The 21,842-nt window shown below is 64.7% G+C and carries 26 protein-coding genes; 14 read left to right on the forward strand and 12 right to left on the reverse strand.

Annotated features, from left to right (window positions below; all coding sequences use genetic code 11):
* Positions 1-234: 234 nt before the first annotated feature.
* The 6 genes from NV401_RS14410 (at position 235) to NV401_RS14435 (ending at position 4,177) form a co-directional block, all read left to right on the forward strand.
* On the forward strand, positions 235-1,368 hold the full coding sequence (locus tag NV401_RS14410) for a cobalamin-independent methionine synthase II family protein (RefSeq protein WP_261295142.1): 1,134 nt from the start codon (positions 235-237) through the stop codon (positions 1,366-1,368).
* 163 nt (positions 1,369-1,531) lie between these two features.
* Positions 1,532-1,720, forward strand: coding sequence for a hypothetical protein (locus NV401_RS14415; protein ID WP_261295143.1), 189 nt, complete (start codon positions 1,532-1,534; stop codon positions 1,718-1,720).
* Between the two features lie 10 nt (positions 1,721-1,730).
* A complete protein-coding gene (gene ligA, locus NV401_RS14420; protein WP_261295144.1) occupies positions 1,731-2,144 on the forward strand; it encodes a protocatechuate 4,5-dioxygenase subunit alpha in 414 nt (137 codons plus the stop codon).
* 1 nt (position 2,145) lies between these two features.
* Positions 2,146-2,985 carry a class III extradiol dioxygenase subunit beta gene (locus NV401_RS14425; protein ID WP_261295145.1) on the forward strand — a complete coding sequence of 280 codons (840 nt, stop codon included), beginning with the start codon at positions 2,146-2,148 and terminating at the stop codon, positions 2,983-2,985.
* Entirely contained in the window at positions 2,982-3,392 is a 411-nt protein-coding gene (locus NV401_RS14430; protein WP_261295146.1) for a nuclear transport factor 2 family protein, read from the forward strand. Before NV401_RS14425 ends, NV401_RS14430 begins: the two co-directional genes overlap by 4 nt.
* 35 nt (positions 3,393-3,427) lie before the next feature.
* Positions 3,428-4,177 (forward strand): IclR family transcriptional regulator, encoded by a 750-nt coding sequence (locus NV401_RS14435; RefSeq protein ID WP_261295147.1) that lies wholly within the window; start codon positions 3,428-3,430, stop codon positions 4,175-4,177.
* A gap of 53 nt (positions 4,178-4,230) precedes the next feature.
* On the opposite strand, the gene desA is transcribed toward NV401_RS14435, so the two are convergent.
* Together desA and NV401_RS14445 are read right to left on the reverse strand one after the other, a co-directional pair.
* Positions 4,231-5,628 (reverse strand): syringate O-demethylase, encoded by a 1,398-nt coding sequence (desA, locus tag NV401_RS14440; RefSeq protein ID WP_261295148.1) that lies wholly within the window; start codon positions 5,626-5,628, stop codon positions 4,231-4,233.
* A gap of 28 nt (positions 5,629-5,656) precedes the next feature.
* Positions 5,657-6,388 carry an alpha/beta fold hydrolase gene (locus NV401_RS14445; protein ID WP_261295149.1) on the reverse strand — a complete coding sequence of 244 codons (732 nt, stop codon included), beginning with the start codon at positions 6,386-6,388 and terminating at the stop codon, positions 5,657-5,659.
* A 125-nt stretch (positions 6,389-6,513) separates the two neighbouring features.
* On the opposite strand from NV401_RS14445, the gene NV401_RS14450 reads away from it, so the two are divergent.
* Genes NV401_RS14450 through NV401_RS14460 form a run of 3 tightly spaced genes read left to right on the forward strand, consistent with a single transcriptional unit; the run spans position 6,514 to position 8,765 of the window.
* On the forward strand, positions 6,514-7,395 hold the full coding sequence (locus NV401_RS14450; RefSeq protein WP_261295150.1) for a methylenetetrahydrofolate reductase: 882 nt from the start codon (positions 6,514-6,516) through the stop codon (positions 7,393-7,395).
* A 33-nt stretch (positions 7,396-7,428) separates the two neighbouring features.
* Entirely contained in the window at positions 7,429-8,289 is an 861-nt protein-coding gene (gene purU / locus NV401_RS14455) for a formyltetrahydrofolate deformylase (protein ID WP_261295151.1), read from the forward strand.
* A 5-nt stretch (positions 8,290-8,294) separates the two neighbouring features.
* The gene (locus tag NV401_RS14460) at positions 8,295-8,765 is read left to right on the forward strand and encodes a dihydroneopterin aldolase (protein ID WP_261295152.1); all 471 of its coding nucleotides are present in this window, start codon (positions 8,295-8,297) and stop codon (positions 8,763-8,765) included.
* A 193-nt stretch (positions 8,766-8,958) separates the two neighbouring features.
* Here the strand turns inward: NV401_RS14460 and NV401_RS14465 are convergent, their stop codons facing one another.
* The 6 genes from NV401_RS14465 to NV401_RS14490 form a co-directional block, all read right to left on the reverse strand.
* Positions 8,959-9,399 carry a Csu type fimbrial protein gene (locus NV401_RS14465; RefSeq protein ID WP_261295153.1) on the reverse strand — a complete coding sequence of 147 codons (441 nt, stop codon included), beginning with the start codon at positions 9,397-9,399 and terminating at the stop codon, positions 8,959-8,961.
* Complete coding sequence (locus NV401_RS14470; protein WP_261295154.1) at positions 9,396-11,630, reverse strand: fimbria/pilus outer membrane usher protein; 2,235 nt, start codon at positions 11,628-11,630, stop codon at positions 9,396-9,398. The genes NV401_RS14465 and NV401_RS14470 overlap by 4 nt, the downstream gene beginning before the upstream one ends.
* 27 nt (positions 11,631-11,657) lie before the next feature.
* Positions 11,658-12,422, reverse strand: a complete 765-nt coding sequence (locus tag NV401_RS14475; RefSeq protein WP_261295155.1) for a fimbrial biogenesis chaperone — start codon at positions 12,420-12,422, stop codon at positions 11,658-11,660.
* Between the two features lie 2 nt (positions 12,423-12,424).
* Positions 12,425-12,949, reverse strand: coding sequence for a Csu type fimbrial protein (locus NV401_RS14480; protein ID WP_261295156.1), 525 nt, complete (start codon positions 12,947-12,949; stop codon positions 12,425-12,427).
* A gap of 187 nt (positions 12,950-13,136) precedes the next feature.
* A complete protein-coding gene (locus tag NV401_RS14485) occupies positions 13,137-14,741 on the reverse strand; it encodes a PAS domain-containing sensor histidine kinase (protein ID WP_261295157.1) in 1,605 nt (534 codons plus the stop codon).
* The gene (locus NV401_RS14490; protein ID WP_261295158.1) at positions 14,726-15,568 is read right to left on the reverse strand and encodes a response regulator transcription factor; all 843 of its coding nucleotides are present in this window, start codon (positions 15,566-15,568) and stop codon (positions 14,726-14,728) included. The genes NV401_RS14485 and NV401_RS14490 overlap by 16 nt, the downstream gene beginning before the upstream one ends.
* Before the next feature lie 272 nt (positions 15,569-15,840).
* Between NV401_RS14490 and NV401_RS14495 the strand changes: the two genes are divergently transcribed.
* Both NV401_RS14495 and NV401_RS14500 read left to right on the forward strand, forming a co-directional pair.
* Positions 15,841-16,473 carry a response regulator transcription factor gene (locus NV401_RS14495; RefSeq protein ID WP_261295159.1) on the forward strand — a complete coding sequence of 211 codons (633 nt, stop codon included), beginning with the start codon at positions 15,841-15,843 and terminating at the stop codon, positions 16,471-16,473.
* A 199-nt stretch (positions 16,474-16,672) separates the two neighbouring features.
* A complete protein-coding gene (locus tag NV401_RS14500; RefSeq protein ID WP_261295160.1) occupies positions 16,673-17,305 on the forward strand; it encodes a PilZ domain-containing protein in 633 nt (210 codons plus the stop codon).
* A gap of 55 nt (positions 17,306-17,360) precedes the next feature.
* On the opposite strand, the gene NV401_RS14505 is transcribed toward NV401_RS14500, so the two are convergent.
* From NV401_RS14505 to NV401_RS14515, 3 genes are all read right to left on the reverse strand, one after another.
* Positions 17,361-17,528: a hypothetical protein gene (locus tag NV401_RS14505; protein ID WP_261295161.1), complete on the reverse strand. Its 168-nt coding sequence runs from the start codon at positions 17,526-17,528 to the stop codon at positions 17,361-17,363.
* A gap of 115 nt (positions 17,529-17,643) precedes the next feature.
* The gene (locus NV401_RS14510) at positions 17,644-18,417 is read right to left on the reverse strand and encodes a glutaminyl-peptide cyclotransferase (RefSeq protein ID WP_380815863.1); all 774 of its coding nucleotides are present in this window, start codon (positions 18,415-18,417) and stop codon (positions 17,644-17,646) included.
* Positions 18,414-18,992 carry a helix-turn-helix domain-containing protein gene (locus NV401_RS14515; protein ID WP_261295162.1) on the reverse strand — a complete coding sequence of 193 codons (579 nt, stop codon included), beginning with the start codon at positions 18,990-18,992 and terminating at the stop codon, positions 18,414-18,416. Before NV401_RS14515 ends, NV401_RS14510 begins: the two co-directional genes overlap by 4 nt.
* A gap of 89 nt (positions 18,993-19,081) precedes the next feature.
* On the opposite strand from NV401_RS14515, the gene NV401_RS14520 reads away from it, so the two are divergent.
* Both NV401_RS14520 and NV401_RS14525 read left to right on the forward strand, forming a co-directional pair.
* Positions 19,082-19,519 (forward strand): DUF6456 domain-containing protein, encoded by a 438-nt coding sequence (locus NV401_RS14520; protein WP_261295163.1) that lies wholly within the window; start codon positions 19,082-19,084, stop codon positions 19,517-19,519.
* Between the two features lie 47 nt (positions 19,520-19,566).
* Positions 19,567-20,112, forward strand: coding sequence for an MOSC domain-containing protein (locus NV401_RS14525; RefSeq protein ID WP_261295164.1), 546 nt, complete (start codon positions 19,567-19,569; stop codon positions 20,110-20,112).
* Positions 20,113-20,134: 22 nt separating this feature from the next.
* Here the strand turns inward: NV401_RS14525 and NV401_RS14530 are convergent, their stop codons facing one another.
* Positions 20,135-21,025: a prephenate dehydratase gene (locus NV401_RS14530; RefSeq protein ID WP_261295273.1), complete on the reverse strand. Its 891-nt coding sequence runs from the start codon at positions 21,023-21,025 to the stop codon at positions 20,135-20,137.
* Between the two features lie 86 nt (positions 21,026-21,111).
* Here NV401_RS14530 and NV401_RS14535 point away from each other — a divergent pair, with 86 nt between their 5' ends.
* A complete protein-coding gene (locus NV401_RS14535; RefSeq protein ID WP_261295165.1) occupies positions 21,112-21,828 on the forward strand; it encodes a c-type cytochrome in 717 nt (238 codons plus the stop codon).
* The last annotated feature ends 14 nt before the right edge of the window (positions 21,829-21,842 follow it).

Consider the following 21,842-nt stretch of genomic DNA (forward strand, 5'->3'; position numbering starts at 1 on the left):
AGTCGGTGCGCGTTGCGCTTTATGATTTTCTACCAACCGATGATCGATGCAGGAAATGAGTTTATCGGATGCGGTGCTATAACTTCCACTAATCCATTGCATTGGGGGTGGCTTGGTGCCGATATCCCATCCGCGGATCGAAACCGTCGGGTATCGGCGCCGAACTGGGCTAATCCGGGCTCAGCGAACGTACACGAGCCATATCGTCCACGCCGTGAAACTTGAGGAAGCCAGATGACTGCAATTGCCACCAGCCATGTCGGCAGCCTGCCGCGCGGCCCCGAACTGACCCCGCTGCTGCTCGCGCGCGATGCGGGTGAACCCTATGATGCGGAAGCATTCGATATCGTCGTGCAGACGGCGGTTGATGCCGCGGTCGCCGCGCAGGTCGCGGCCGGCGTGACGATCGTCAGTGACGGCGAACTCGGCAAGGTCGGCTATTCGACCTATATCATCGAGCGGCTTTCCGGGTTTGGCGGGCATAGCGAGCGCAAGCCGGCGCTGGATCTCGCGCCGCTGCCCGAATTGCGCCAGAAGCTTGCCGGGATCATGGGCGCGCAGGAATTCACCCGCGCGACCTGCATCGGGCCGGTCAAGCTGGTCGATCTGCAGCCGCTGCACGACGACATCCGACGCTTCCGGGAGGCGCTCGATCGGCATGGTAAAGGCACGCGCGCCTTCCTGAATTCAGCATCACCAGGGCTGATCACCGCCTTCCAGGCAAACGCCTTCTATCCCAGCCACGATGCGTATCTTGCCGATTTGGTGGAAGCGATGCGCCCGGAATATGAAGCGATCGCCGGTGCCGGGTTCGAACTGCAGCTCGATTGCCCCGATCTCGCCATGTCGCGCCACACGGGCTACCAAGACATGGACGAGCCGGAATTCCTCCGCACGATCGAGGCGAACGTCGAGGCGCTCAACGCTGCCACCGCCAATATCCCGGCGGATCGCATGCGCATGCATATCTGCTGGGGCAACTACGAAGGTCCGCACGATCACGACATTCCGCTGGAGCGGATCATCGATATCGTGCTGAAGGCGCGACCATCGACGATCCTGTTCGAGGCCGCCAATCCGCGCCACGAGCATGAATGGAAGGTGTGGCGCGATGCTAAATTGCCCGATGACACGATCCTCGCGCCGGGGCTGATCGATACCTGTTCCAACTATATCGAGCATCCCGAGCTGGTCGCGCAACGTATCGAACGGTTCGCCGCCATCGTCGGCGCCGACCGCGTCGTGGCGAGCACCGATTGCGGGTTCGGCACGTTTGCCGGCTATGGCAAGATCGATCCGGCGGTGACCTGGGCCAAATTGAGATCGTTGCGCGAAGGCGCGGACATCGCGGCAGCCCGGCTGGGCTGAACCTCCGTACGATTGCGCCGATCGGCCTTGCCATCGTAACCTACCCGGGATAGTAATTCGCATAAGCGAATAATTCGCATATTGGAAAAGCTGGGAGGGGCGGTGCATTTCGACCGCATCAGTTTGGGCGATATCTTATGCTGCATAGTGGGCCATGTGCGGCATGGCTGACGGGTTTGCGCACGCAAGCGGCTTCGCCTCCTTGGTTCTCTTCATGGCCGGTGCGTCAAGCGAGCGCGTGTTCGATGCATCTCGGCCGTTGAAGACGGCCTCGCTGTCCGCCGACCGCGTGATTCACGCACCCAATCTATTGCCACGTACCTACGGGCTGTCGCTCGGTTACGACTTCTAGGAGGATCACGATGAGCGATGTGACGCCCGGTCTGGGCTATAATCCGGAGGATCTGGCCGATATTCCCGGTACCACGATCTTCACCACGGCCAGTTCACGCCGGGCATATCATCTGCACCGCTTCTGCCATTCGCTGGGCAAGGCTGATGCGCGCGAAGCGTTCAAGGCGGACGAAGAAGGCTACCTATCCAACTATACGATGACCGAGGAACAGCGCGTCGCCATCCTGGCGCGCGACTATAATCAGCTGATCCAGCTCGGCAGCAATTTCTACTTCCTGATGAAACTGGCCAGCACCGACGGCTGGAGTGCGCAACGGGCAGTGAGCACGATGAGCGGGATGAGCACCGAGGACTATGCCGCAATGATGATTGCAGGCGGACGCTCGCCGGAAGGCAATCGATCGATCAAGGGAAAATACTGATATGGCACGCATCACGGCCGGCGTCGCGACCAGCCACGTGCCGGCGATCGGCGCGGCAATCGATCTGGGCAAGACGCGCGAGGAATATTGGCAGCCGGTATTCGCCGGTTACGAGGCCAGCCGCGCATGGGAGCGCGAGGCGAAGCCCGATGTGGTGATCCTGGTGTTTAACGATCACGCGACCAGCCTCATGCTGGACGTCGTGCCGACCTTCGCGATCGGTTGCGCCGATTCCTATAAGCCAGCCGATGAAGGGTGGGGGCCGCGCGCCGTGCCCGTCGTGCAAGGGCATCCCGAACTTGCCGCGCATATCGCACAAAGCCTGATCATCGACGAATTCGACATGACCATCCTGAACGAGATGGATGTCGATCACGGCATGACCGTACCGTTGTCGCTGCTGTTCGGAGAGGTCGATACCTGGCCGACGCGGGTCGTGCCGGTGGTGGTCAACGTCACGCAGTTCCCGCCGCCATCGGGCGATCGCTGCTGGCGGCTGGGCGAGGCGATCGCCCGCGCGGTGGCGAGTTTTCCCGAAGACCTCAACGTTCAGGTGTGGGGCACCGGCGGGATGAGCCACCAGTTGCAGGGCGCGCGCGCCGGGCTGATCAACCGCGAGTTCGACAACACGTTTCTCGACAATCTTGTCGCCGATCCGCAGGCGCTGCGCCGCATCACGCATTACGATTATCTGCGTGAGGCAGGCTCGGAGGGTATCGAACTGATCATGTGGCTGATCATGCGCGGCGCGCTGGGGCCGAACGTGACGCAACTGCATCGCTTCTATCATGTGCCGGCGTCGAATACCGCGGTGGGTCACGTGGTGCTGGAAGCGGCGTGAATGACGGCGTGATGACGGACGCGGTGCGCCGCGCGATCGAACAGGATTGCGCGCGGCTCGTGAACCTCTACGCCAATCTGAATGACGCAGGCGATTGGGTCGGCGTAGCGTTGCTCTATGCCGAGCAAGGCACGATGACGCGACCGACTGCGCCTGATGCCCCGATCGTCGGGCGTGCGGCGATCCTTGCGGCGTTTCAGGCGCGCCCGGCGCGCGTGTCGCGGCACATCGTCGGCAATATCGTCATCGACGTGGAAAGCGACAGCAGCGCGAGCGGCGAAAGCGCGATGCTGCTGTTCACCGGTACGGCAGCGCCGCTGGTCGGATCGTTCCACGATCGCTTCGTACGCACCGATGACGGGTGGCGTTTCGCCGAGCGGCGCGGATCAATCGTGTTCGATCGATGATCTGGTCGCGGCGTTCGTCCGCGGTATAAGCAGGCATGGCAGACACTTCCGCGCCGGCGACGGTCAAATCGGCAATCCGTACGCTCGATATCATCGAATATGTCGTCGCGCGGGCGCGGCCACTGATGGCGCAGGAGATCGCAAATGCGCTGGCCATCCCGGTCAGCAGCCTGTCCTATCTGCTCGTCACGCTAACCGAGCGCGGCTATCTGTTGCGCCAGGGGCGTCGCTACAGCGCCGGGCCGGGGCTGGAGCGGTTGCAGGCGCATGCCCCCGCTTTCACGTTGACGGAGACGGTCGCGCCGCTAGTGCGCACGCTGCGCATCCAGCTAAACGAGACATCCTCCTTCTTCGTCCGCCGCGGCTGGCAGGTCGAGGCGCTGGCGACCGAACCCAGCGAACATGCGCTGCGCTATGCCGTGCAGACCGGCGCGAATGCCCCGCTGCACGGCTTCTCGGCCGGCAAGGCGCTGCTGGCGGCGATGCTGGACGACGAGCTTGATCGCTATTTCGCGGAAAGCGAGCGCCGTGCCTTTACCGAGACGACGATCGTATCGGAGTCCGAACTCCGCGCCGATATCGCGCGGATTCGCGAGAGCGGCATCGCGCGGACGCGCGAGGAACATACGCCGGGCATCTATGGGCTGGGCCGGGTCGCCCGCATCGACGGCGAGGTGGTTGGTGCGTTCAGCGTTGCGATCCCGACGGTGCGGTTCGATGCCGAAGTCGAGCGACGCGCGACCGCTCTACTGATCAAGACCGCCGACCTGCTGGCACTGGGATAGCAAAACGGGGGACATTCCTGTCCCCCGCCGAGCTTTACGATATGATCGCCCGATCAGACCGGCTGGCGGGTGCGCCAGCTGTCCGCATAGGCATCGCGGGCGACTTCCGAATACGGCACCGACGCGACGGTTGCGTGAATTTCCGTCTGGACGTGCTTCTCGACCGTCGGCTTGCGCGTGCCGCCATCGGGTTCGCCCCACAGCAACGTGACCTTGGTGCCGGGCTCGGCATATTTGGCGTCGAGCATGGCAAGCGTCAGCATCTTGCCCTCGTTCGCGCTGTAGCCGATCCAGGTCGAAACGCCGACGATCTCGCCGTCCACCAGCACCGAATCGTACGGATGCATGGAATAGACCGCCGAGGGGAATTCCATGTATTTCGCGCGGTCGCCCTTCTGCAGCGCCGAACTGATGACGCGCAGCGCATCTTCGCTATCCAGCGCCAGCGTCACCTTCTTGCGGTGTGGCTGATCGGCCATCTTTTCCAACGCCTCGCGGCCGATGAAATCATGGTCGAACTTGACGAACGGTCCGTAGCCGAGGTCCCACGGTGTCAGGTAATAGCCTTCGACGCTGTCCGGCACGAAGCTCCCGCCGATCGATGCCTTGGCTTCGTAGGAATTGGCGCCGAGCCATTCGCGGTAGGGCTTCAGCGCTTCGCCGGTATAGGTGGCGGGCAGTGGGGAGGGGATCCAACCCGATTCAAGCGTGTTCGACGAATAGGTGCGGCCGCCGACCAGTGCCAAGCCGAAATCCTTCCCCGCAGCGATCAGTGCCTGCCGTACCGTTTCGCCATCCGCCCACGGGCCGAACAGTTCGTAGCCGGGCTGGCCGGCCATGCCGTGACGCAGTGCGCGCACCGTGCAGCCGGCGATCTCGATCGTCGTCATGTTGAAGAACTTCAGGTCCGGCGGGGTCTGCCCCATCGCCTGTTCCAGCGTCTTCATGGCGTTCGGCCCCTGTAGCTGGAAACGATACGACTTGCGGTTTTCCGGATCGGGGCGGACGGCGGTGCGCTCGTCACGCTCGGCCTTTACGTCCCACTTGCCGCTCTGCGCGTGATATTCGACCCATTCGATCACCGGCGCACGACCGACCAGATTGAAGCGATTCTCTTCGAGATAGAACAGGATCACGTCGCCGATGACATAGCCATCGGGCGTGACCGGCACGAACTGCTTGGCGCGGTCCGGCACGAAGCCCTTGAAGCTGTTCACGCCGAGATGGTTGAGCATCGCGAACGCATCCGGGCCCGAAACTTCGAGATCCACCATGTGGTAAGACTGATTGAACAGCACGCAGGTCTTGGACCAAGCCATCTGCTCGTCACGCCAGTTCGAATATTCCGCCGGGACGCCGGGATAAGCGTTGGGGCCGGTCCGCTGGTTGCGCAGTAGCTCGACGATGTCGCCGCTGTCGGAAAGAATGCTTTCCAGGCTTTTGTCAGTCACGAAATCTGCTCCTCTTTCAATTTCATCGTTATCGGTCGGAAACGGGGTCGGTATAAGGGCGTAGGGCCAGCCAGTCGGCGATCGCATCGTTGACGGCATCGGGCGCCTCGGCAGGGAGCATATGGCCGGCGCCGGGAATAACGCGCAGCCCCGCACCCGGGATCGCCGCGGCGATCTGCTCGTGTTGCGCAGGCGGGCTCCAGGCATCCTCGGTGCCGACCATAACGAGCGTCGGGCAGCGGATCGTCGGCAGCAAAGATGCGACCTCCGGGCGACCGAGCAAAGCGGCGATCTGCGCCGCGAATGTATCGACGCCGGCATCGACGCACATCTCGTGCAACGGCCCGATCAGCGCCATATCGTCGGCGCGGTCGGGCGCGACCATTCCCGGCAGCCAGTGATCGACCAGAGTCTCTGCCCCCCACGTGCGGCCGAGCTGCAGCAGAGCGTGCCGCTTTGGTGCTTCGCCGGGGCGCCGTTCGTGCACGCCCGTGCTGACCAGCGCCAGTCGCTCGATCCTATCGGGCGCAAGTCGCATCATCTCCAGCGCGACCCGCCCACCCATCGAATGGCCGAGCAACGATATTCGCGGCGGGGCGGCGTCCAGCGCGATCCGCGCCATCTTCACCAGATCATCAACCTCGCCAAACCCGTCGATCGCCACGGCGTTCGGAAAACGGTCGCGTTGCGCGGCGAACATGCGTGCGTCGCACAGCAGCCCGGGAAGCATCAGCAATGGTGCTACCGCAGTGCCCTGCATACCCACTCCGTTATTCGCGTCTCTGAAATATTCTTGTATACGAATTCTTTATCGTCCGTTATCTCTGTGGCAAGCAAAAAGAACGTGTTCGTCGAAAGCAGCCGGAACGGCGGGAGTGGAGGATCATGCATATCAGCAACGCGCTACACCCTGCCTGGGAGCAGCCGGTGCCCGGGGTGTTGACCGATGGCTATTCGCTCGAGATGACCGCCAAGGATGTGGATGCCTTGCGCGCCGCGGCGCCCCGCATCGCACCGGACACGCCGGTTGCGATCACGTTCCTGCCGGGCGAGACGATGGCGGCGCGCATCGATGCTGCAGTACTGGTGCGGTCGCTGGGGTTCGAGCCGATGCCGCATCTCTCCGCGCGGCGCATCGCCTCGCATGAAGAACTCGAAACGATCGTCGCGCGTACCACCGCGGAAGCGGGGGCCACGCGGATGTTCCTGGTGGCCGGTGATCCGCCGGTACCTGCCGGGCCATTTTCCGATACGCTGTCGCTGCTACGCACCGGGCTGTTCGAGCGCCACGGCATCAAGGCGATCGGCATTGCCGGGCATCCCGACGGCCATCCGGCAATGACCGGCGAGGAGCTGTGGCGTACGCTGGTGGAGAAGCAGGCCGAGATCCACAGTCGCGACATGGCGATGCTTATCGTCACGCAATTCGGCTTCGATGCCGATCCGTTCCTTGCCTGGCTCGGCGAACTGCGTCGCCGCGGCATCGATGTGCCGGTGCGGATCGGAGTGCCTGGGCCTGCGGGCATCAAGACGCTGTTACGGTTCGCGGCACATTGCGGCGTGGGCGCCTCCGCCAGCGTGATGGCGAAATATGGTGTGTCACTGTCGCGCCTGCTCGGTGCGGCAGGGCCCGACAAGCTGGTCGCCGCTTTCGCTGCCGGCCTTACCCCGGCGCATGGCCCGGTGCGGCTCCATTTCTATCCCTTTGGCGGGCTGGAACGCACGGTCGACTGGATCGGTGAATATGGCATGCGCCGCGCGCGCTGAGGCGCCGATATGATGAGATCCCAGGAGGACGGTTTGACGGATATTTGCACTTTGACGCTGTCGTGCGACGATCGGCCGGGGTTGGTCGCGACGGTGGCGACGTTCCTGGCGTCGCACGGCGGCAACATCCTGGACGCGCAGCAGTTCGATGATCTGCAGACCAAACGCTTCTTCATGCGCGTGGTATTCGCGCTGGCCGATCCGGCAATCACGATCGATACGATCCGTGAAGGCTTCGCGGCGGTCGGCGCGGAATACGGAATGTACTGGACTCTGCGCGGCGCGGCCGACCGGCAGCGGGTGCTGCTGCTCGTGTCGAAGTTCGATCATTGCTTGGGCGATCTGCTGTATCGGCGGCGCATCGGCGAGCTCGACATGGATGTGGTCGGCATCGTCTCCAATCATCCGCAGACCGCGCTGCAGACGACGATGATCGGCGACATCCCCTATCACTATCTGCCGGTGACGCGTGATACCAAGCCCCAGCAGGAAGCGCAGATCAAGGCGATCGTCACCGATACCGGAACGGATCTAGTGGTGCTGGCGCGCTACATGCAGATCCTGTCCGACGACATGGCCGGGTTCCTGTCAGGCCGCTGCATCAACATCCATCACAGTTTCCTTCCCGGCTTCAAGGGCGCCAAACCTTACCATCAGGCGCACGAGCGCGGCGTGAAGATGATCGGCGCCACCGCGCATTACGTCACCGCCGATCTCGATGAGGGGCCGATCATCGCACAGGATGTCGAGCCGATCAGCCATGCCGACACCGCCGATGACCTGGTTCGCAAGGGGCGCGATATCGAACGGCGCGTGTTGGCCGCAGCGGTGACCTATCACCTCGGCGATCGCGTGCTGCTCAACGGCTCGCGCACCGTGGTCTTCCGGAACTGATCGCGTTGCCGCGGATCGAGGACAAGGCGGCTGGGCGGACGCGCGGCAACGAGACCGTCCTGCGCGGCGCGTTTCCGCAGGTCGCATTCCTGTGCGTCGGCATTCGCGAGCTGACGGTGATGGCCGATATCGGCGTACATCCCCACGAGATCGGCCGGCGTCAGCCGCTGGTCGTCACGGCGGTGCTGTGGATCGATCCGGTCGCGAACGACACGATCGATGCCACGATTGACTACCGCGATATCGCTGCGGCGGCCGAGACGCTGGCCGCCCAACGCATCGCGCTGATCGAGACGTTTGCGCATCGGCTGGCGGAGGCCTGTCTGGTGTTGCCGACCGTGCGTCGGGCGCAGGTGACGATCGACAAGCCGCAGGCTTTGCCGTCCGGAGTTGCATCGGTGACGACGATGCTTGACCGTGTGGCGCCGCCGGTCGCGGCGGGGGCGCAGAGTTGCATGGTGGGGGAAGATGCCTAGCCGGCTCGGAAGCGCCGCCTAGCCGCACAGCCATCCGCGCGGTTGGACTACAGCGGGGGGCGTCGCTGCGTCGCGCTCGGCGGTCTCGGCTTGGTCGAGCTGGAGTCGGGGCATATCGCGCTGTTGTGCGAGCGGCATGGCATTCTCTGCGTATCGCAGGACTTGCACGGCTGCCGGCCCTGTATCGGGGCGGCTAGTAGCTTATCGTCACCGTGATCGTGTCGTTATAGCTACCGGCAGTCACTTGCTGACGCTTCAAGATCTTTCCATAGACCGGCTGACTGATCGAGGTCCCTTGCACGGTGACCGTCTGAGATCCCCCCATGCCATCTCCCCAGATCGTGTTGCGCTGGGGATCGGCATATAGTCCGTAGATCAGCTGACTGATCCCGTTGGTCATCATGCGGTCGAGCGATGGTCCGCTCCGCGCAAGGATCACGGTCGCGGTGACCGGCTCGTCGCAGGCGAGCTGGATGCTGCCGGTGCCGTTGGTATCGACATCGCGCAACGGATCATAAGCACCGAAGCTTATTCCGGGGGACGTGACCGAGCAACTTGCAGCGAGCGCGGACGGGCCGACGACGCCTGCGATCACCGCAACGGTACCGCGGAGCAGAATATTCCAATCGATCACGGCATTGTCCTGACACAGGTAAAGGGCCCCAGCCGTGGTTGCGCGGCGTTGCCCGGCGGAAGCGCCACGTCGAAGCTGCAGGCGGCGTCGGGCAGGCGCACGGTAACCCGGTTGCGATCGTCGAGCATCGACAGGTAGATTTCGCCGGCCGCCCCCGACACGGTTTCCTCGCCGCTTGCCGTCTCGACCTGCAGGCCCGTCGGCAACACCGAGCCGTCCTCGAGCCGCACGGTCAGCAAGGCATCGCGGCGCCCCAGCACAGGGAAATCGACCCGCACGCCCGCGCGCCGGGGCGGGCGTACGATCTGCTGGTTTGACCGGATTTGCGCGGTCATGGGCACGTCATCGCTGTCGATACTGATCGGGTTGTCGTCGAAGGTGCGCAGATTTGGGATGATCATCATCCCGTTGGAACCGGTCCGGCCAACCAGCTGGTTATCGGCGTAAACTCCCACGCCTGGATAATTTCCGACGCGCACTGCAGCGAAGCTCTGGGTGAGGGGGCGCGCTGCGAATACGGTGCCGTCGACGATGCCCACCGACCCTGCGGCGGAAACGTGCGCCGCGCTTGTCTGATCGCTCCAGCTGCCATCGATGGTGTAGGTCCCGAATCCGGTCTGCAGCGCGAGTTCGCCGTCGAGGCGATCGATTTCGCCGACCTCCCCACCCAATCGGTATCCGATACCATTCCCTATCGGCAGGTTGCGCTGAACGGTGACGGTGGCCGATTGCCGACCGCCGTTCGTTCCGATGCCGGCTGTCCCGGCGGTGTTGCGGCCCAGCGGCATTGCAAACATCACCTGCGCGGTCGTTTCAGCGACTGCACCCCAGGTTTTTGTAGCGATCAGGCTGAGCGAACCGAAGCGCGTCACGCGGATCTGGGTATTGAGACTGGCAATATTCAACGTGGGCGAATCGCGGTAGCTGCGGCTGGTGAAAGAGCCGCCCAACGACCCGAAGGGCGTCGGCATGCCGATATAGGCCATGATCGAACGCCGCGGACTGCGCAGCGATGTGCCATAGCTGACATAGTCGTCGGACAGCAGCTCGGCCATGGCGCCGTACGAAATGCGCGGCGTATTGCGGGCAACCCCGAGCGAAACCATTGTCCCGGTTCCATCTGGCGACTGACTGGTGGCCGCGCCGAGTTTTACCAGTGCAGCCCCGGGGACGACGAAATCGGCTCCGATCCCGGCCTGCTGCACTGCACCGGTGATCTCGATATGGCCTTCACCGGTGACGCCGCTCGAAATACCGTAGCGATAGCTGCCTGCGGCAAAGAACGGCCCATAGTCGAAGCTTCGCGTGCCGAAATTGTGCCGCGCAAAGCCGGCCTCGACCGAATAATCGTCGAGGCCGGCGCGCAGGAGCGTCGGTGCGGTATAATAGGATTGCGTAACTGTCGTTTCCTGCCCGAGAATATCCCGGACGACGAGGCTCACCTGGCCCGAGCCGCTGATCACCGGCACGTCGTTGATCGCGAATGGGCCGGGGCTGATATCGTGCCGCCCGGTCAGTACGTTATCGACATAGAGGTCGGCAACGGAGGGCAAGGTGGCACTGCCGCTGAGCGACGGCAGCGGGAGCGTCACGAAGCCCGGCTGCGTTTCGAAGCTGCGACCGAACTGCACCCCCCCGAAGCGGAACGGCGTACCGCCAATCCCGCCGCGACCAATGCTGTCGCCGATCCGTAGCGATCGCAGGCGATCGGGGTCGTCGACCGTCCAGCTTGATTCGAGGCGAACCAGCGGCGCCGTGCGGTTCGCCGACTGCCCCACGAAGGTGCTCGTGCCGGAGCCATAGGGCGAAAAGACGCCGGCTTCGAAATATCCGCTCAGGGCGGGGCCGTCGGCAGTGCGGCTCGCCAACAAATTATAGTTGAGAAAGCCGCCCCAGCCGCTGCGCGCCATGGTGCCGTTGGGCGCGTGTCCGAGCCGCACCGCACTCTTTGGCAGCCGCGCCGGCGGAATGGAGAGCGTCAAGGTCTGCGACGATTCCTCCACCGTGAAATTCAGGCCACTGGCGGCCAGTGCGACATGGGGCTGATGGTTGAGATCGACGATCGGCAATCCGTCGATCGATATGCCCCAGCGCCGCAACGCTTCCACCGCGACGAATACGTCGCCCTTGCCGCGCAGCACGAGTACGTCGCCGTGCGCGACGCCGTTCATCGAAACCGCCAACCACGCGGGCTGCAAAGCGTCCACCACTGCCGCCTGGACGTCTGCCATCGGGGCTGCAAACATAATGGATCCGGCCTAGCGCCGCACCAGCGTTATCATGGCCTGCGTCACAACGCCGTCGCCGCTGGTTACGCTCAGGTCCAGCGGTGCATCCAAACCGAGCTTAGGATGTTTGCCGATAGACCAGCGTTTGCTTCCGCCGGGCAGCACCGCGCCGAAATGCGACGAGAGCCGGATCGTCTTATGTGCCGCATCGATCGCTCCGATGGCGACCACGGTATCGTAGCGCGCTCCATCGTTGTCGGCCCGAAGGGTGATGTTGCCGGTCGCGTCGCGCGAGCCAGACCAACGCAGCGCTGCCTTGGCGCCCGGCGCCGGCATTACGTACAAGGGAAGATTGAGCCGCAGCGCGATCCGGACCTGGCTGGCTTTGGTCGCCGGCGGGAGAATATCCTCGATAATAACACGATACGCGCCCGAAAGCCGCCCAGTGCGCGGTCCGATGCGCAGCAATTGCGTTCCACCGGCAGGTACCGTCATAATCGGCGGCGATGCGATCAACTCGTCGGTCGGCTCGTAGACATCGGCGCCGTCGTGCTGTGTCCAGCGATACAGCCGGACCTGAACCGAAACCGGCGTCTGTTCATTGTTGCGAAGAGTCAGCACTGCGTTCCGGCCGCCGGCGGGTACTTCCAGCACGACCGGGCTGACCTGGAAACTACTGGCTTGTACGGCGGGCGCCAGCAACAGCGCCGCCAGCGTAAACAGGATCTTGTCGAAGGTGGCCGTGCGATCACGACCACCCCCGCTCGTCAGACCCGAAAGGTGACGGCTCCGCACGATCAGTACGTCAGCGTGACGGTGACTTGATCGGCATAGCTACCAGCATGCGCCGTTTGCTGGTTCGGCATGATGCTGGCGTAGATCGGCTTCGGCTGGGCGAGACCATTTCCGGTGTCGGCGATTTCTTCGGTCTCGCCGGTGCCGTCACCCCATGCAACGGTGTGCGCATCATCCTTGTACAAGCCGTAGTTCAAGACATCGCCATTGGGGCCTGCCATCTGGCGCGTCGCGACCGTCGCATCCGCTCCCTGGCCCTTGTCCGCAGCCGCGCTCCAGCCCGCACCGAAGGTGCACGTAACCGAAATGCCGCCCGTGCCGTCGCGCGCGGCGGTGCTGGTGGTGTCGATGCCGCCGAAGGCGATCGCGCTTGCCGAGACCGTGCAATTCTTGGTGACGGTGGCGCCGACGTCCAACGTCGAGGTTTTGGTCTGCGCCGATGCCGGGGCTGCAATCGTTGCCGCGCCGACCATAGCGGTGAGCACGGCGACGCGCAGCGACCATGGTGAGGTGTTAGGAACACCCATAGTATTTCTCCTGTATTGATCGATGATACGGAGCGGCGTCAGGTTGGCCCCACCCCGTATCGGCCAGTGGCCGGATGATCGAATAACGAAAAGATCGGGCGATTACCGCCTAACGCATTAACCTGATGGCAACATCTGTCGGGGAGTACGGTCGGCCGCTGCGATTTGTGCAATGCGGGCGATACCCTCATCCGGCCGCTGTTTGCCGATTTTGCGGTTCGGGTTCGACCCTCGGCATGGTGAAAAGGAAGGTCGCGCCCCCTTCCGGATTCTGCTGCGCACGAATGCCACCGCCAAGCGATTCGATGATCATCTGGCAGATCGACAGGCCAAGGCCGACGCCGTTGGGCTTGGTGGTGACAAACGGTGCAAACAGGCCTTCGGGCTTGCTACCACCAAAACCCGGGCCATTGTCGGCGATGGTGACCTCGACGAACTCCTGTGCCGCCGTGACGGTAACTCGGATCATGGGCTCCCGGGTCGCGCGTAGCGCGTCGACCGCGTTGCGGAAGATGTTGAGGAAGACCTGTCGCATCTGGATGCGGTCACCGATCACATCGAAATCGTGCAGCTCGGGCGCGATCGCGATATCCACGTTGTTCCACGCCGTGTCGAGGCACGTCAGCGAGCGGGCATCATTCGCCGCTTCCCACAGATTCTGCGCCGACAGCCGTCCCTCTCCCTGTGACACCAGTTCGCTCATGCGATGGACGATCGTGCCCGCTTCAAGTGCGCTGGTGGCAGCCGCATCCATCGCCATCAAAATACTGTCATGCGATGCCGGATTGCCCTGATGGAGCAGGCGTCGCGCGCCGCGGATAAAGTTCGCCAGCGAAGTTAGCGGCTGGTTGAGTTCGTGCGACAACATCGCCGATAGCGCGGCGGCGGCACCCAATCTCGAGCTATCGACCATCTCGAGCTGCAGCCGTTCGATCCGCTGCCGGGTCGCGCGTTCTTCGGTAAGGTCGGCCAACGCGCCCGTGACCCTAATTGCCCGCCCTGTGGCATCGCGAGCGATAAAGGCGCGCGATTGCATATGGACGTAGTCGCCGTCGACCCGACGGAGACGAAAGTCGCACACCCAGCGTTCGCCAGCTGGACAGGCACAGAACGACGCCGAAGTCCGCGCGATATCGTCGGGATGAATCTTCTCGCGCCACCATGACGCGGAACTCGTTATCTCTTCTACGTCATAGCCGAGAAAGCTGGTGATCAGATCGCCAAACGTCACCAGCCGGGTCTGGAGATCCACCTCCCAGATGACGTCGCGCGTCGCCAGCGCGGCGGTGCGGAAGCGCGCTTCGCTAGCCTGCGCTGCGGCGCGCGCGCGGAAGAGTTCGTCGATATCGCTCAACAAGCCTCGCCAGCGCGGCGCGGTGCCGTCCTCCGGGTAGTATTTTTCGGCCGCGCAGCGAAACCAGCGATAGGAGCCGTCTGCCATCCGTGTTCGGTGATCATAGACGTACGCCTCGGCACCGCGCGTGGCGTTCGCCCAGGCATCTGCCAGGCCGGCCCGATCCTCGGGGTGGATTCGACTGAGGAACTTATAGCCCATCGCATCGGATAGGCGCGCGCCACACCATTCGCCCCAAAGCGGCGCGATGCTGATTACCGCCCCATGTTCGTCGGCGATGAAGGGAATTTGCCGGTTGATCCGGATCGTAAATCGATAAAGTTCGTCGAGTTCTGCGCAATTCTGGAGCAAGATGGAATCTTGCCCGACGCTTTCGCCGTCGCGGGAATTGGCTCGCGCCGTTTCGCCGCCGTTCCAGCCTGTCAATTGCGCTTCCATTCATGATCAGGACGCAATGGCTGCAGTCCGGCGCTTTCGCCGATAGCGATCGCGTGGTGAATATCGGTAGCGCCCAGCCGTTCTTTCAGTGCCACGCGGATTTGCCGCACGCGCGTTTCCTCGAGCCGCAGTAGCCTTGCCAGCCCGGCCGTCCGGATGCCCGCGATCAGCCCCCGGAGCACGGTCACCTGCTGCGCCGAAAGCTGCTCAACGGCGTGCTGCGCGCTGATCTCCGCGCCACCGCCAAGCCGTTCGAAACTCGTTTCGAGCGCCCTGCACAGCGCGTCTTCGTCGAACGGCTTTTCAAGCAACGCATGGGGGCCGATCTCTTCGGTCAGGTGCCTGCGCGACGCGTTCGTGGCCGCGGTCATCAGGATGATCGGCATAGTTCGACCGATCTGCCTCAGCTGGTGCATGACCTGCAGACCGCCGACCTGCGGCATAACCTGATCGATCAGCACGCAGCCATCGGGAAGTTCGGCGATCTCGGCGAGAAATTCGCCCCCATCCTCGAAGGATCGGCACGTCACCCCGACGGTGGCGAGCAGGAATTCAATCGATTCGCGGACCGATTGGTCGTCATCGACGAGATAGACCGGCCGCGCTGCGCTGCCGACCGGGCCAATCGCTGCTTTGGCCCATAGCGCGAGATGGTCGCTGGAGCCCATGCTCTGGTCGTCGAAAATGCGCTGCCCGCTCGGAGCCGGGCCGTCATGCCGCCGCGCGCGCGACAAGGCGGCGCCGCCGGGCGGCTTGATCGATGTCGGTTTAGACGAAGCCATTGTCGCGCCCTTTGTTTCACGCAGCGTTAGCGACGAACTAATCAACGTCGTTAATTCACACTCCGACAAGCCGACACTACGACAGCGGGAAACCCTCCGATGACGTATACGGAAAACTAAAGTCTTTATTTTGCAAATAGTTCCGTGAGGCCCTGCTCGGGATTGGCCATCGCCGCTCGCCGTTTAGCCCCCCGCAGCATCCTGTGGTTAGCGGCGGTGTGGGAAGGCAAGCGCATCGAGAGCCGCTGCCGCTCCACCCTTGAGCCTGCCCGGTAACCATCGTATGCCCCCATTTTCAGTGTCTTGCGAGGCTCGCCATGACGACCGCGACGCCCGTCTATATCGTGGATGACGATGCGACGCTTCGTCGCTCGACTTGGTTCATGCTATCGGCGGCAGGGTTCGAGCCCCGCGCTTTTGCCGGCGGCGCCGATTTTCTGAGTGAACTCCCCAACCTTCCGCTCGGCGCCGTCCTCCTGGATCTCCAGATGCCCGAAATCGGCGGCTTCGAGGTTCTGGAAGCGGTGATGCGGAGCGGTACCGCATTCCCTGTAATAATGATCACGGGCCATGGCGGCGTCCCCGGGGCGGTCCGCGCAATGAAGCTTGGGGCGGTCGATTTTATCGAAAAGCCCTATGTCGATGACGACCTGATCGCGCTGATCGATCGCGCCGTCGCGGCGTCGTGGCAGACGGAATCGGCCAGGGAGGGCATCAGAGTCGCGCAACGCAAGCTGGAGCAGCTATCGCGGCGCGAACGCGAGGTGCTGGAGTTGATGGTCGAGGGGCTGCCCAACAAACTGATTGCCTACCGCTTGCAGGTCAGCGTCAGAACGGTTGAAATGCACCGCGCGAGCGTGATGGAACGGCTAGGGCAATCCAGCTTTTCGGCCGCAATCCGACTGGCGATCACCGCCGGGATCCAGCCAGGGCCATTTGCGGAAGCATAATGGAACGCGCGACGTCGCTAGGGTGTCGCGCCCGGCATGGGCTGCGGCCGGGCGCGCTTGGCGGGGATTCGATGGCGGGGGAAGTCCGTCAGCGAAACGCGCGGCAAAACGTTAACAAAGTCTTGCGCCGCGCGCCGCATTTTCCACGGCTGGAGTCTGGTGCACGCTAACGGCACGGCTCCTCGCAAGGGGGAACATCATGCAGGATGAACTTTGCGACGGTATCGAAACGTCAGCGGTGGATGGATCGGCTTCGGAACGACGCGGCCACGACAACCGCAATACGCAGCGATTGCGCACCGTCTTTCGCGTGGCGCGGGTATTTACGGGCGAGCGATATGGGCTGGCGCGGGTGTTGAATGTTTCTGATGAAGGGATGATGCTCACCACCCAGCTGGATTTATCGCTCGATACCGTCTTATCGGTCGATCTGTCGGAAACCTGCACGCTCAAGGGACGCGTGGTGTGGCATCATTCGGGGCGATGCGGACTGAAATTGTTCGCGCCGATCGACAGCGCCGCGCTGCTCAAGCGCCTGTACGACGAACAACGGAGCGACCGCGCGCGTCAGATGCGCGTGCGGTTCGACAAGGCGGTCGTCGTCCAGAGCGACCTTGGCATCCAGATCATGCGCGCGCGCGGCGTTTCCCAGCGTGGCATCAAGCTCGTCCATGATGGGCGTTTCCGGCCGGGCATGACGGTAAAGGTCGCCATCGCGCCCGGAATCGAGCGGCGTGGCGTCGTTCGCTGGTCGCAGGACGGCATTGCGGGGTGCATGTTGACCGAGCTGATCAGCGTCGAGGAGCTGGGATCGATGACCGATCCGCGATAGTCCCCGGGCACCGGCGCTGCGCGGCGCCATGCGATGCGCGCCACCTCGCTCCCGCTCAGTAGCACCGGCCCGGCAGCCGCGCCGCCGCCGCCTCGCGGGTCAGTTCGCTGATCTGCGGTTCGTGCATGCCGAACAGATCGGCATGCCAGACATTGCCGGCGCGCCAGACCATGCCGATATCCGTGCCGTCGCGGTGTACCGTATAGGTGTCGTCGCGCGGCATGGGCGTATAGTGATAGGAAGCCATAGCCGCAGGGAACTGCCCAGCGGGCAAAAAGCTCCGTACGGCCAATATGTTAGCGATGAACCGAGCAATTTTGCCGGCACATCCGGCACACTCACCCGGCCGGTAGCGCTATCTCGTACAGGTGCGGCCAGTTCTTCCCGGTGACGTACAATTTGCGCGTGACGCGATCGTAAGCGATCCCGTTGGCGACCGCATCGCTGTCGCTGGTGCCGGCCAGCGCGACCAGCGCCGAGAGATCGATCACGCCGCGCACGACGCCGGTCACCGGATCGATCCGCGCGATTGCCGGGGTCATCCAGATATTGGCGAGAATCTCGCCATTCACATATTCGAGCTCGTTGATCTGGCGCAGCGGCTGGCCGGCATAGGTCACGCTGAGGCGCCGTACGACGCGCATCGTTTTGGGATCGAGGAAGCGCAGTACCGGCGTGCCGTCCGACAGGATGATGTGGCGGCCGTCATCGGTCATCGCCCAGCCCTCGCCATCATAGCGGAACGTGCCGACCTGTTTCAGCGTGGGCACCGACCAGCGGAACCCGGTGCCGCCATGCCACACCACGCTCCTGAGCTCGTTCTTCCACGCGACGATGCCTTCACCGAACAGGGCCGGTGGGAGAGAGACCTGCCGCAGCACCTTGCCGGTCTGCAGATCGACCTGGCGGATATGCGACGCGCCCTCGCGCCCGGTGCTCTCGTAGAGCTTGCGATCGGTGATCAGCAGCCCTTCGGTAAAAGCGCCGGTGTCATGCGGATAGGTCGCGACGAGCCTGGGCTGGACGACCGGTGGGCGCGGCGGCGTCTGCTGCGCGGGCGCGGTGGCGCCAAGCACCAGCACGGCGGCGAGCGCGAGCGTACGGGCGATCACAGCGCGCGCACCAGGCGAATGGCGGGGGCGACCCAGGGCGGATCGGCGACCACCTGCTGGCGGCTGCCCGCGCCGAGCGGCAGCAGATGCAGCTTACCGCCCTGATCGCCTGGGGCCTCGCGGCCGATCAGCCGCGCGAACAGGAAGCGGCCGGCGGGGCGGGGAACGAGCACGTCGCGGTTGAGCGCGCGGCCGAATTCCGCGGGCGCGAGCGTCTCGCACCATAATTCGTCGCCAGCACGATAATCGCCCACGCCCTGCGCCACGGTGACCGCGACCAGCCCCGGCGCGGGCGCCGGCGGGGCGAGCGTCTGCGCGCGCCTGGGGGCATGCGCGCCGCTCGTATCGAGCACCGCCGCGACCGGAATATCCGCGCGCGTCGGCAGCTTGACGAGATCGGCGGCGGTGACGCCAAGGGCATCGGCAATGCGATTGAGCCAGCCGACCGAGACGGTCCGCGTGCCTGTCTCGAGCCGGCCGATGGTCTGTGCGGTGGTCGGCGGGCTGCACGCCCGGGCGACATCGTCGAGCGTCAGCCCCTTGGCGCGGCGGACTTCGCGGATCGCGGTGATCATGCCATATTCCTAACCAGATCGGTTTTCGCTCTGTCCTACAAACATGCCGTTGTGGCAAGCGGTGATTCGCGGCGGACAGGGAGAGCAGGATGCGGCAGCTGGCGGAACGGACGGTGGCGGGGAGCGCGCGGCGCGTGACGGTCAATCTGGCGGAATCGCCGCTCAGCTGGCTGAGATCGCGCGGCCTGGTCGATGCGCGGCAATATGAAGCGGGCGAGCGGCTGCGCGGCGACTATGAAACCGCCGCGATCGCGCCCGCGGTCACGATGCGCTGGGCGCCGCGCGTCGGCGGCAGCAGGGGGAGCGCGGCGCTCGACCCGACGCACGCGCAGATCGCCGCGAAACGGCGCTTCGATGCTGCGATCGGCGCGGTCGGGCCGGGGTTGAGCGACGTGCTGTGGCGCGTGGTGTGCGCCGGCGAGGGACTGCCGGCGGCGGAAAAGGCGCTGGGCTGGCCAGTGCGGTGCGGCCGCGTGGTATTGACGCTGGCGCTCGACCGGCTGGCCGGCCATTACGGCCTGCGCTGAGCGCGCGACGGGGCAGGCGTGACGGGATGGCTATGACGGGAGCAGGCATGACGACGGCACGGGTCATCGCGGTGGCGGCCGACGCCGACCATCGTTTCGGCAAGACCAGCCGCGCGGAGATCGCGTTGGTCGAAGGGCTCGGTGTGGCCGGGGACGCGCATCTCGGCGTCACCGTGCAGCATCTGTCGCACAAGAAGAAGGATCCCGATCGCGCCAACCTTCGCCAGGTCCACCTGATCCACGGCGAATTGCTCGACGAACTGGCAGACAAGGGCTTTGCGGTGGCGCCGGGGGAGCTGGGCGAGAATGTCACGGTGCGCGGCATCGACCTGCTGGGGCTGCCCGAAGGCGCGGTGCTGGCGCTGGGCGAGTCGGCGCAGGTGCGGGTGACGGGCCTGCGCAATCCGTGCGTGCAGATCGACCGGTTCCAGAAAGGGTTGATGGCGGCGACCCTGGACCGGGCGCCGGACGGATCGCTGGTGCGCAAGTGCGGCGTGATGGCAGTGGTCGAGACGGGCGGCGTGGTGCGTGCCGGGGACGCGGTGCGCGTGGCCACGGTGCCCGATCTGTTCGTGGCTTTGCCCGTGGTTTGAGCGATGGCGCGCGCCGGCGCGCTCAGCCGCGCGCGCGTGCCTGGCGGTAGGTACCGAGCGTGCGCAGCCATTTCGAGTGGAAGCCGAGCTCCTCCAGCGCGCGATCGAATCCCGGCTGGCCGGGCCGCCCTTCGACATCGGCGAAGAATTCGGTCGCCGCGAACGTGCCGCCGCGCTGATAGCTTTCCAGCTTGGTCATGTTGACGCCATTGGTCGCGAAGCCGCCCATCGCCTTGTACAGCGCGGCGGGCACGTTGCGCACCTCGAACATCAATGTCGTCATCCACGGGCCGTCGCCCACCGCGGCGTGCCCCGCGCGCGCCAGCACGACGAAGCGCGTGGTGTTGTGATCGGCATCGGCGAGGCCGCCGGCGAGCAGATTGAGCCCATAGATCGCCGCTGCGCCCGGGGGGGCGAGCGCCGCCACCTTGGGATCGCCGAGTTCCGCCACGACCGCCGCCGCGCCCGCCGTATCGGGATAGGCGATCGGCGAAATGCCGTGTTCGCGCAGCCAGTGGCGGCACTGGCCGAGCGCCTGCGGATGACTCATCGCCTCGCGGACCTCGTCGCGCGTGCCGACGCCCATCAGTGCGTGGCGGATGCCGAGGAAATGCTCGCCGGTGATCACCAGACCCGATTCGGGCAGCAGGAAGTGCATGTCGGCGACGCGGCCGTGAAGCGAATTTTCGATCGGGATGATCGCGCAGTCGGCCCGGCCCTCGCGCACCGCATCGATCGCGTCGGCAAAGTCGAAACAGGGCAGGGGCAGGCCATCGGGGAAGGCTTCGAGTGCCGCCACATGGCTGTTTGCGCCGGGCGCGCCCTGGAAAGCGACGGCGCGCGTCGGGTCCGCGGCGGCGGCCTCGGTCATCCGGGCCACGATCGGGCGAGCGGGTGCGGCGAAGTTTTCCATGAAGCCGGTGCGCTTAAGCGCCGCTTGCGGTGCGGGCAACGCGAATCTAAAGGGAGCGGACTTTTGCGAACAGGCTGGGGCTGAGGATGGACAATCGGACGAACACGATCGCGGGCTGGGTGCTGGCTGGTTGCGGCGCGGCATTGGGGCTTTCGATCGTCGGCGGCATGATCTTCCACGATGGCCCGCCGGAAAAGTTCGGCTTCCCGATCGAGGCTGCGGAAGAGACCGGCGCCGCCGGGGCGGCCGAAGTGCCGATCGCCACGCTGCTCGCCACTGCGGACGTCGCCAAGGGCGCGGAAGTGTTCAAGAAATGCGCTGCCTGCCACACGATCACGCAGGGCGGTCCGAACGGTATCGGCCCGAACCTGTACGCGACGATGGGCGAGGCGATCGCGCAGGGCAAGGCAGGCTTCGCCTTCTCGGACGCGCTGAAGTCTAAGGGCGGCAAGTGGGACTTCGAGCAGATGAGCGCGTGGCTCACCTCGCCGCGCAAGTTCGCGCCCGGCACCAAGATGACCTTTGCCGGCATCGGCAACGGGCAGGACCGCGCAAACGTGATCGCCTATCTCAACGCGCAGGGCTCGAACCTGCCGCTGCCGGCGGCACCGGCGGCCGGCGCAGCGCCGACCCCGGGCCCTGCACCGGCGAGCGAAGGCCCCGCCGGCGCCCCCGCCAATCCGGGTGGCAAGGCCGATCCGACCACCGACGATCTCGCCAACAAGGCGACGCCGGCCACCGGCGCGCCTTCGGTCGATCCGGCCGCGGCGGTGCGTGGCGCGAAGGAAGACGCCAAGAAGTGATCCGCTGACCGTCA

Source organism: Sphingomonas hylomeconis (assembly GCF_025370105.1).
Classification (GTDB): Bacteria; Pseudomonadota; Alphaproteobacteria; order Sphingomonadales; family Sphingomonadaceae; genus Sphingomonas; species Sphingomonas hylomeconis.

Bases quoted from the DNA above. Each gene is read 5' to 3' on its own strand.
- NV401_RS14410 (WP_261295142.1), top strand. From the start codon at position 235: ATGACTGCAATTGCCACCAGCCATGTCGGCAGCCTGCCGCGCGGCCCC.
- NV401_RS14415 (WP_261295143.1), top strand. From the start codon at position 1,532: ATGGCTGACGGGTTTGCGCACGCAAGCGGCTTCGCCTCCTTGGTTCTC.
- ligA (WP_261295144.1), top strand. From the start codon at position 1,731: ATGAGCGATGTGACGCCCGGTCTGGGCTATAATCCGGAGGATCTGGCC.
- NV401_RS14425 (WP_261295145.1), top strand. From the start codon at position 2,146: ATGGCACGCATCACGGCCGGCGTCGCGACCAGCCACGTGCCGGCGATC.
- NV401_RS14435 (WP_261295147.1), top strand. From the start codon at position 3,428: ATGGCAGACACTTCCGCGCCGGCGACGGTCAAATCGGCAATCCGTACG.
- NV401_RS14445 (WP_261295149.1), bottom strand. From the start codon at position 6,388: ATGCAGGGCACTGCGGTAGCACCATTGCTGATGCTTCCCGGGCTGCTG.
- NV401_RS14450 (WP_261295150.1), top strand. From the start codon at position 6,514: ATGCATATCAGCAACGCGCTACACCCTGCCTGGGAGCAGCCGGTGCCC.
- NV401_RS14470 (WP_261295154.1), bottom strand. From the start codon at position 11,630: ATGGCAGACGTCCAGGCGGCAGTGGTGGACGCTTTGCAGCCCGCGTGG.
- NV401_RS14480 (WP_261295156.1), bottom strand. From the start codon at position 12,949: ATGGGTGTTCCTAACACCTCACCATGGTCGCTGCGCGTCGCCGTGCTC.
- NV401_RS14485 (WP_261295157.1), bottom strand. From the start codon at position 14,741: ATGGAAGCGCAATTGACAGGCTGGAACGGCGGCGAAACGGCGCGAGCC.
- NV401_RS14495 (WP_261295159.1), top strand. From the start codon at position 15,841: ATGACGACCGCGACGCCCGTCTATATCGTGGATGACGATGCGACGCTT.
- NV401_RS14500 (WP_261295160.1), top strand. From the start codon at position 16,673: ATGCAGGATGAACTTTGCGACGGTATCGAAACGTCAGCGGTGGATGGA.
- NV401_RS14505 (WP_261295161.1), bottom strand. From the start codon at position 17,528: ATGCCGCGCGACGACACCTATACGGTACACCGCGACGGCACGGATATC.
- NV401_RS14515 (WP_261295162.1), bottom strand. From the start codon at position 18,992: ATGATCACCGCGATCCGCGAAGTCCGCCGCGCCAAGGGGCTGACGCTC.
- NV401_RS14520 (WP_261295163.1), top strand. From the start codon at position 19,082: ATGCGGCAGCTGGCGGAACGGACGGTGGCGGGGAGCGCGCGGCGCGTG.
- NV401_RS14525 (WP_261295164.1), top strand. From the start codon at position 19,567: ATGACGACGGCACGGGTCATCGCGGTGGCGGCCGACGCCGACCATCGT.
- NV401_RS14530 (WP_261295273.1), bottom strand. From the start codon at position 21,025: ATGGAAAACTTCGCCGCACCCGCTCGCCCGATCGTGGCCCGGATGACC.
- NV401_RS14535 (WP_261295165.1), top strand. From the start codon at position 21,112: ATGGACAATCGGACGAACACGATCGCGGGCTGGGTGCTGGCTGGTTGC.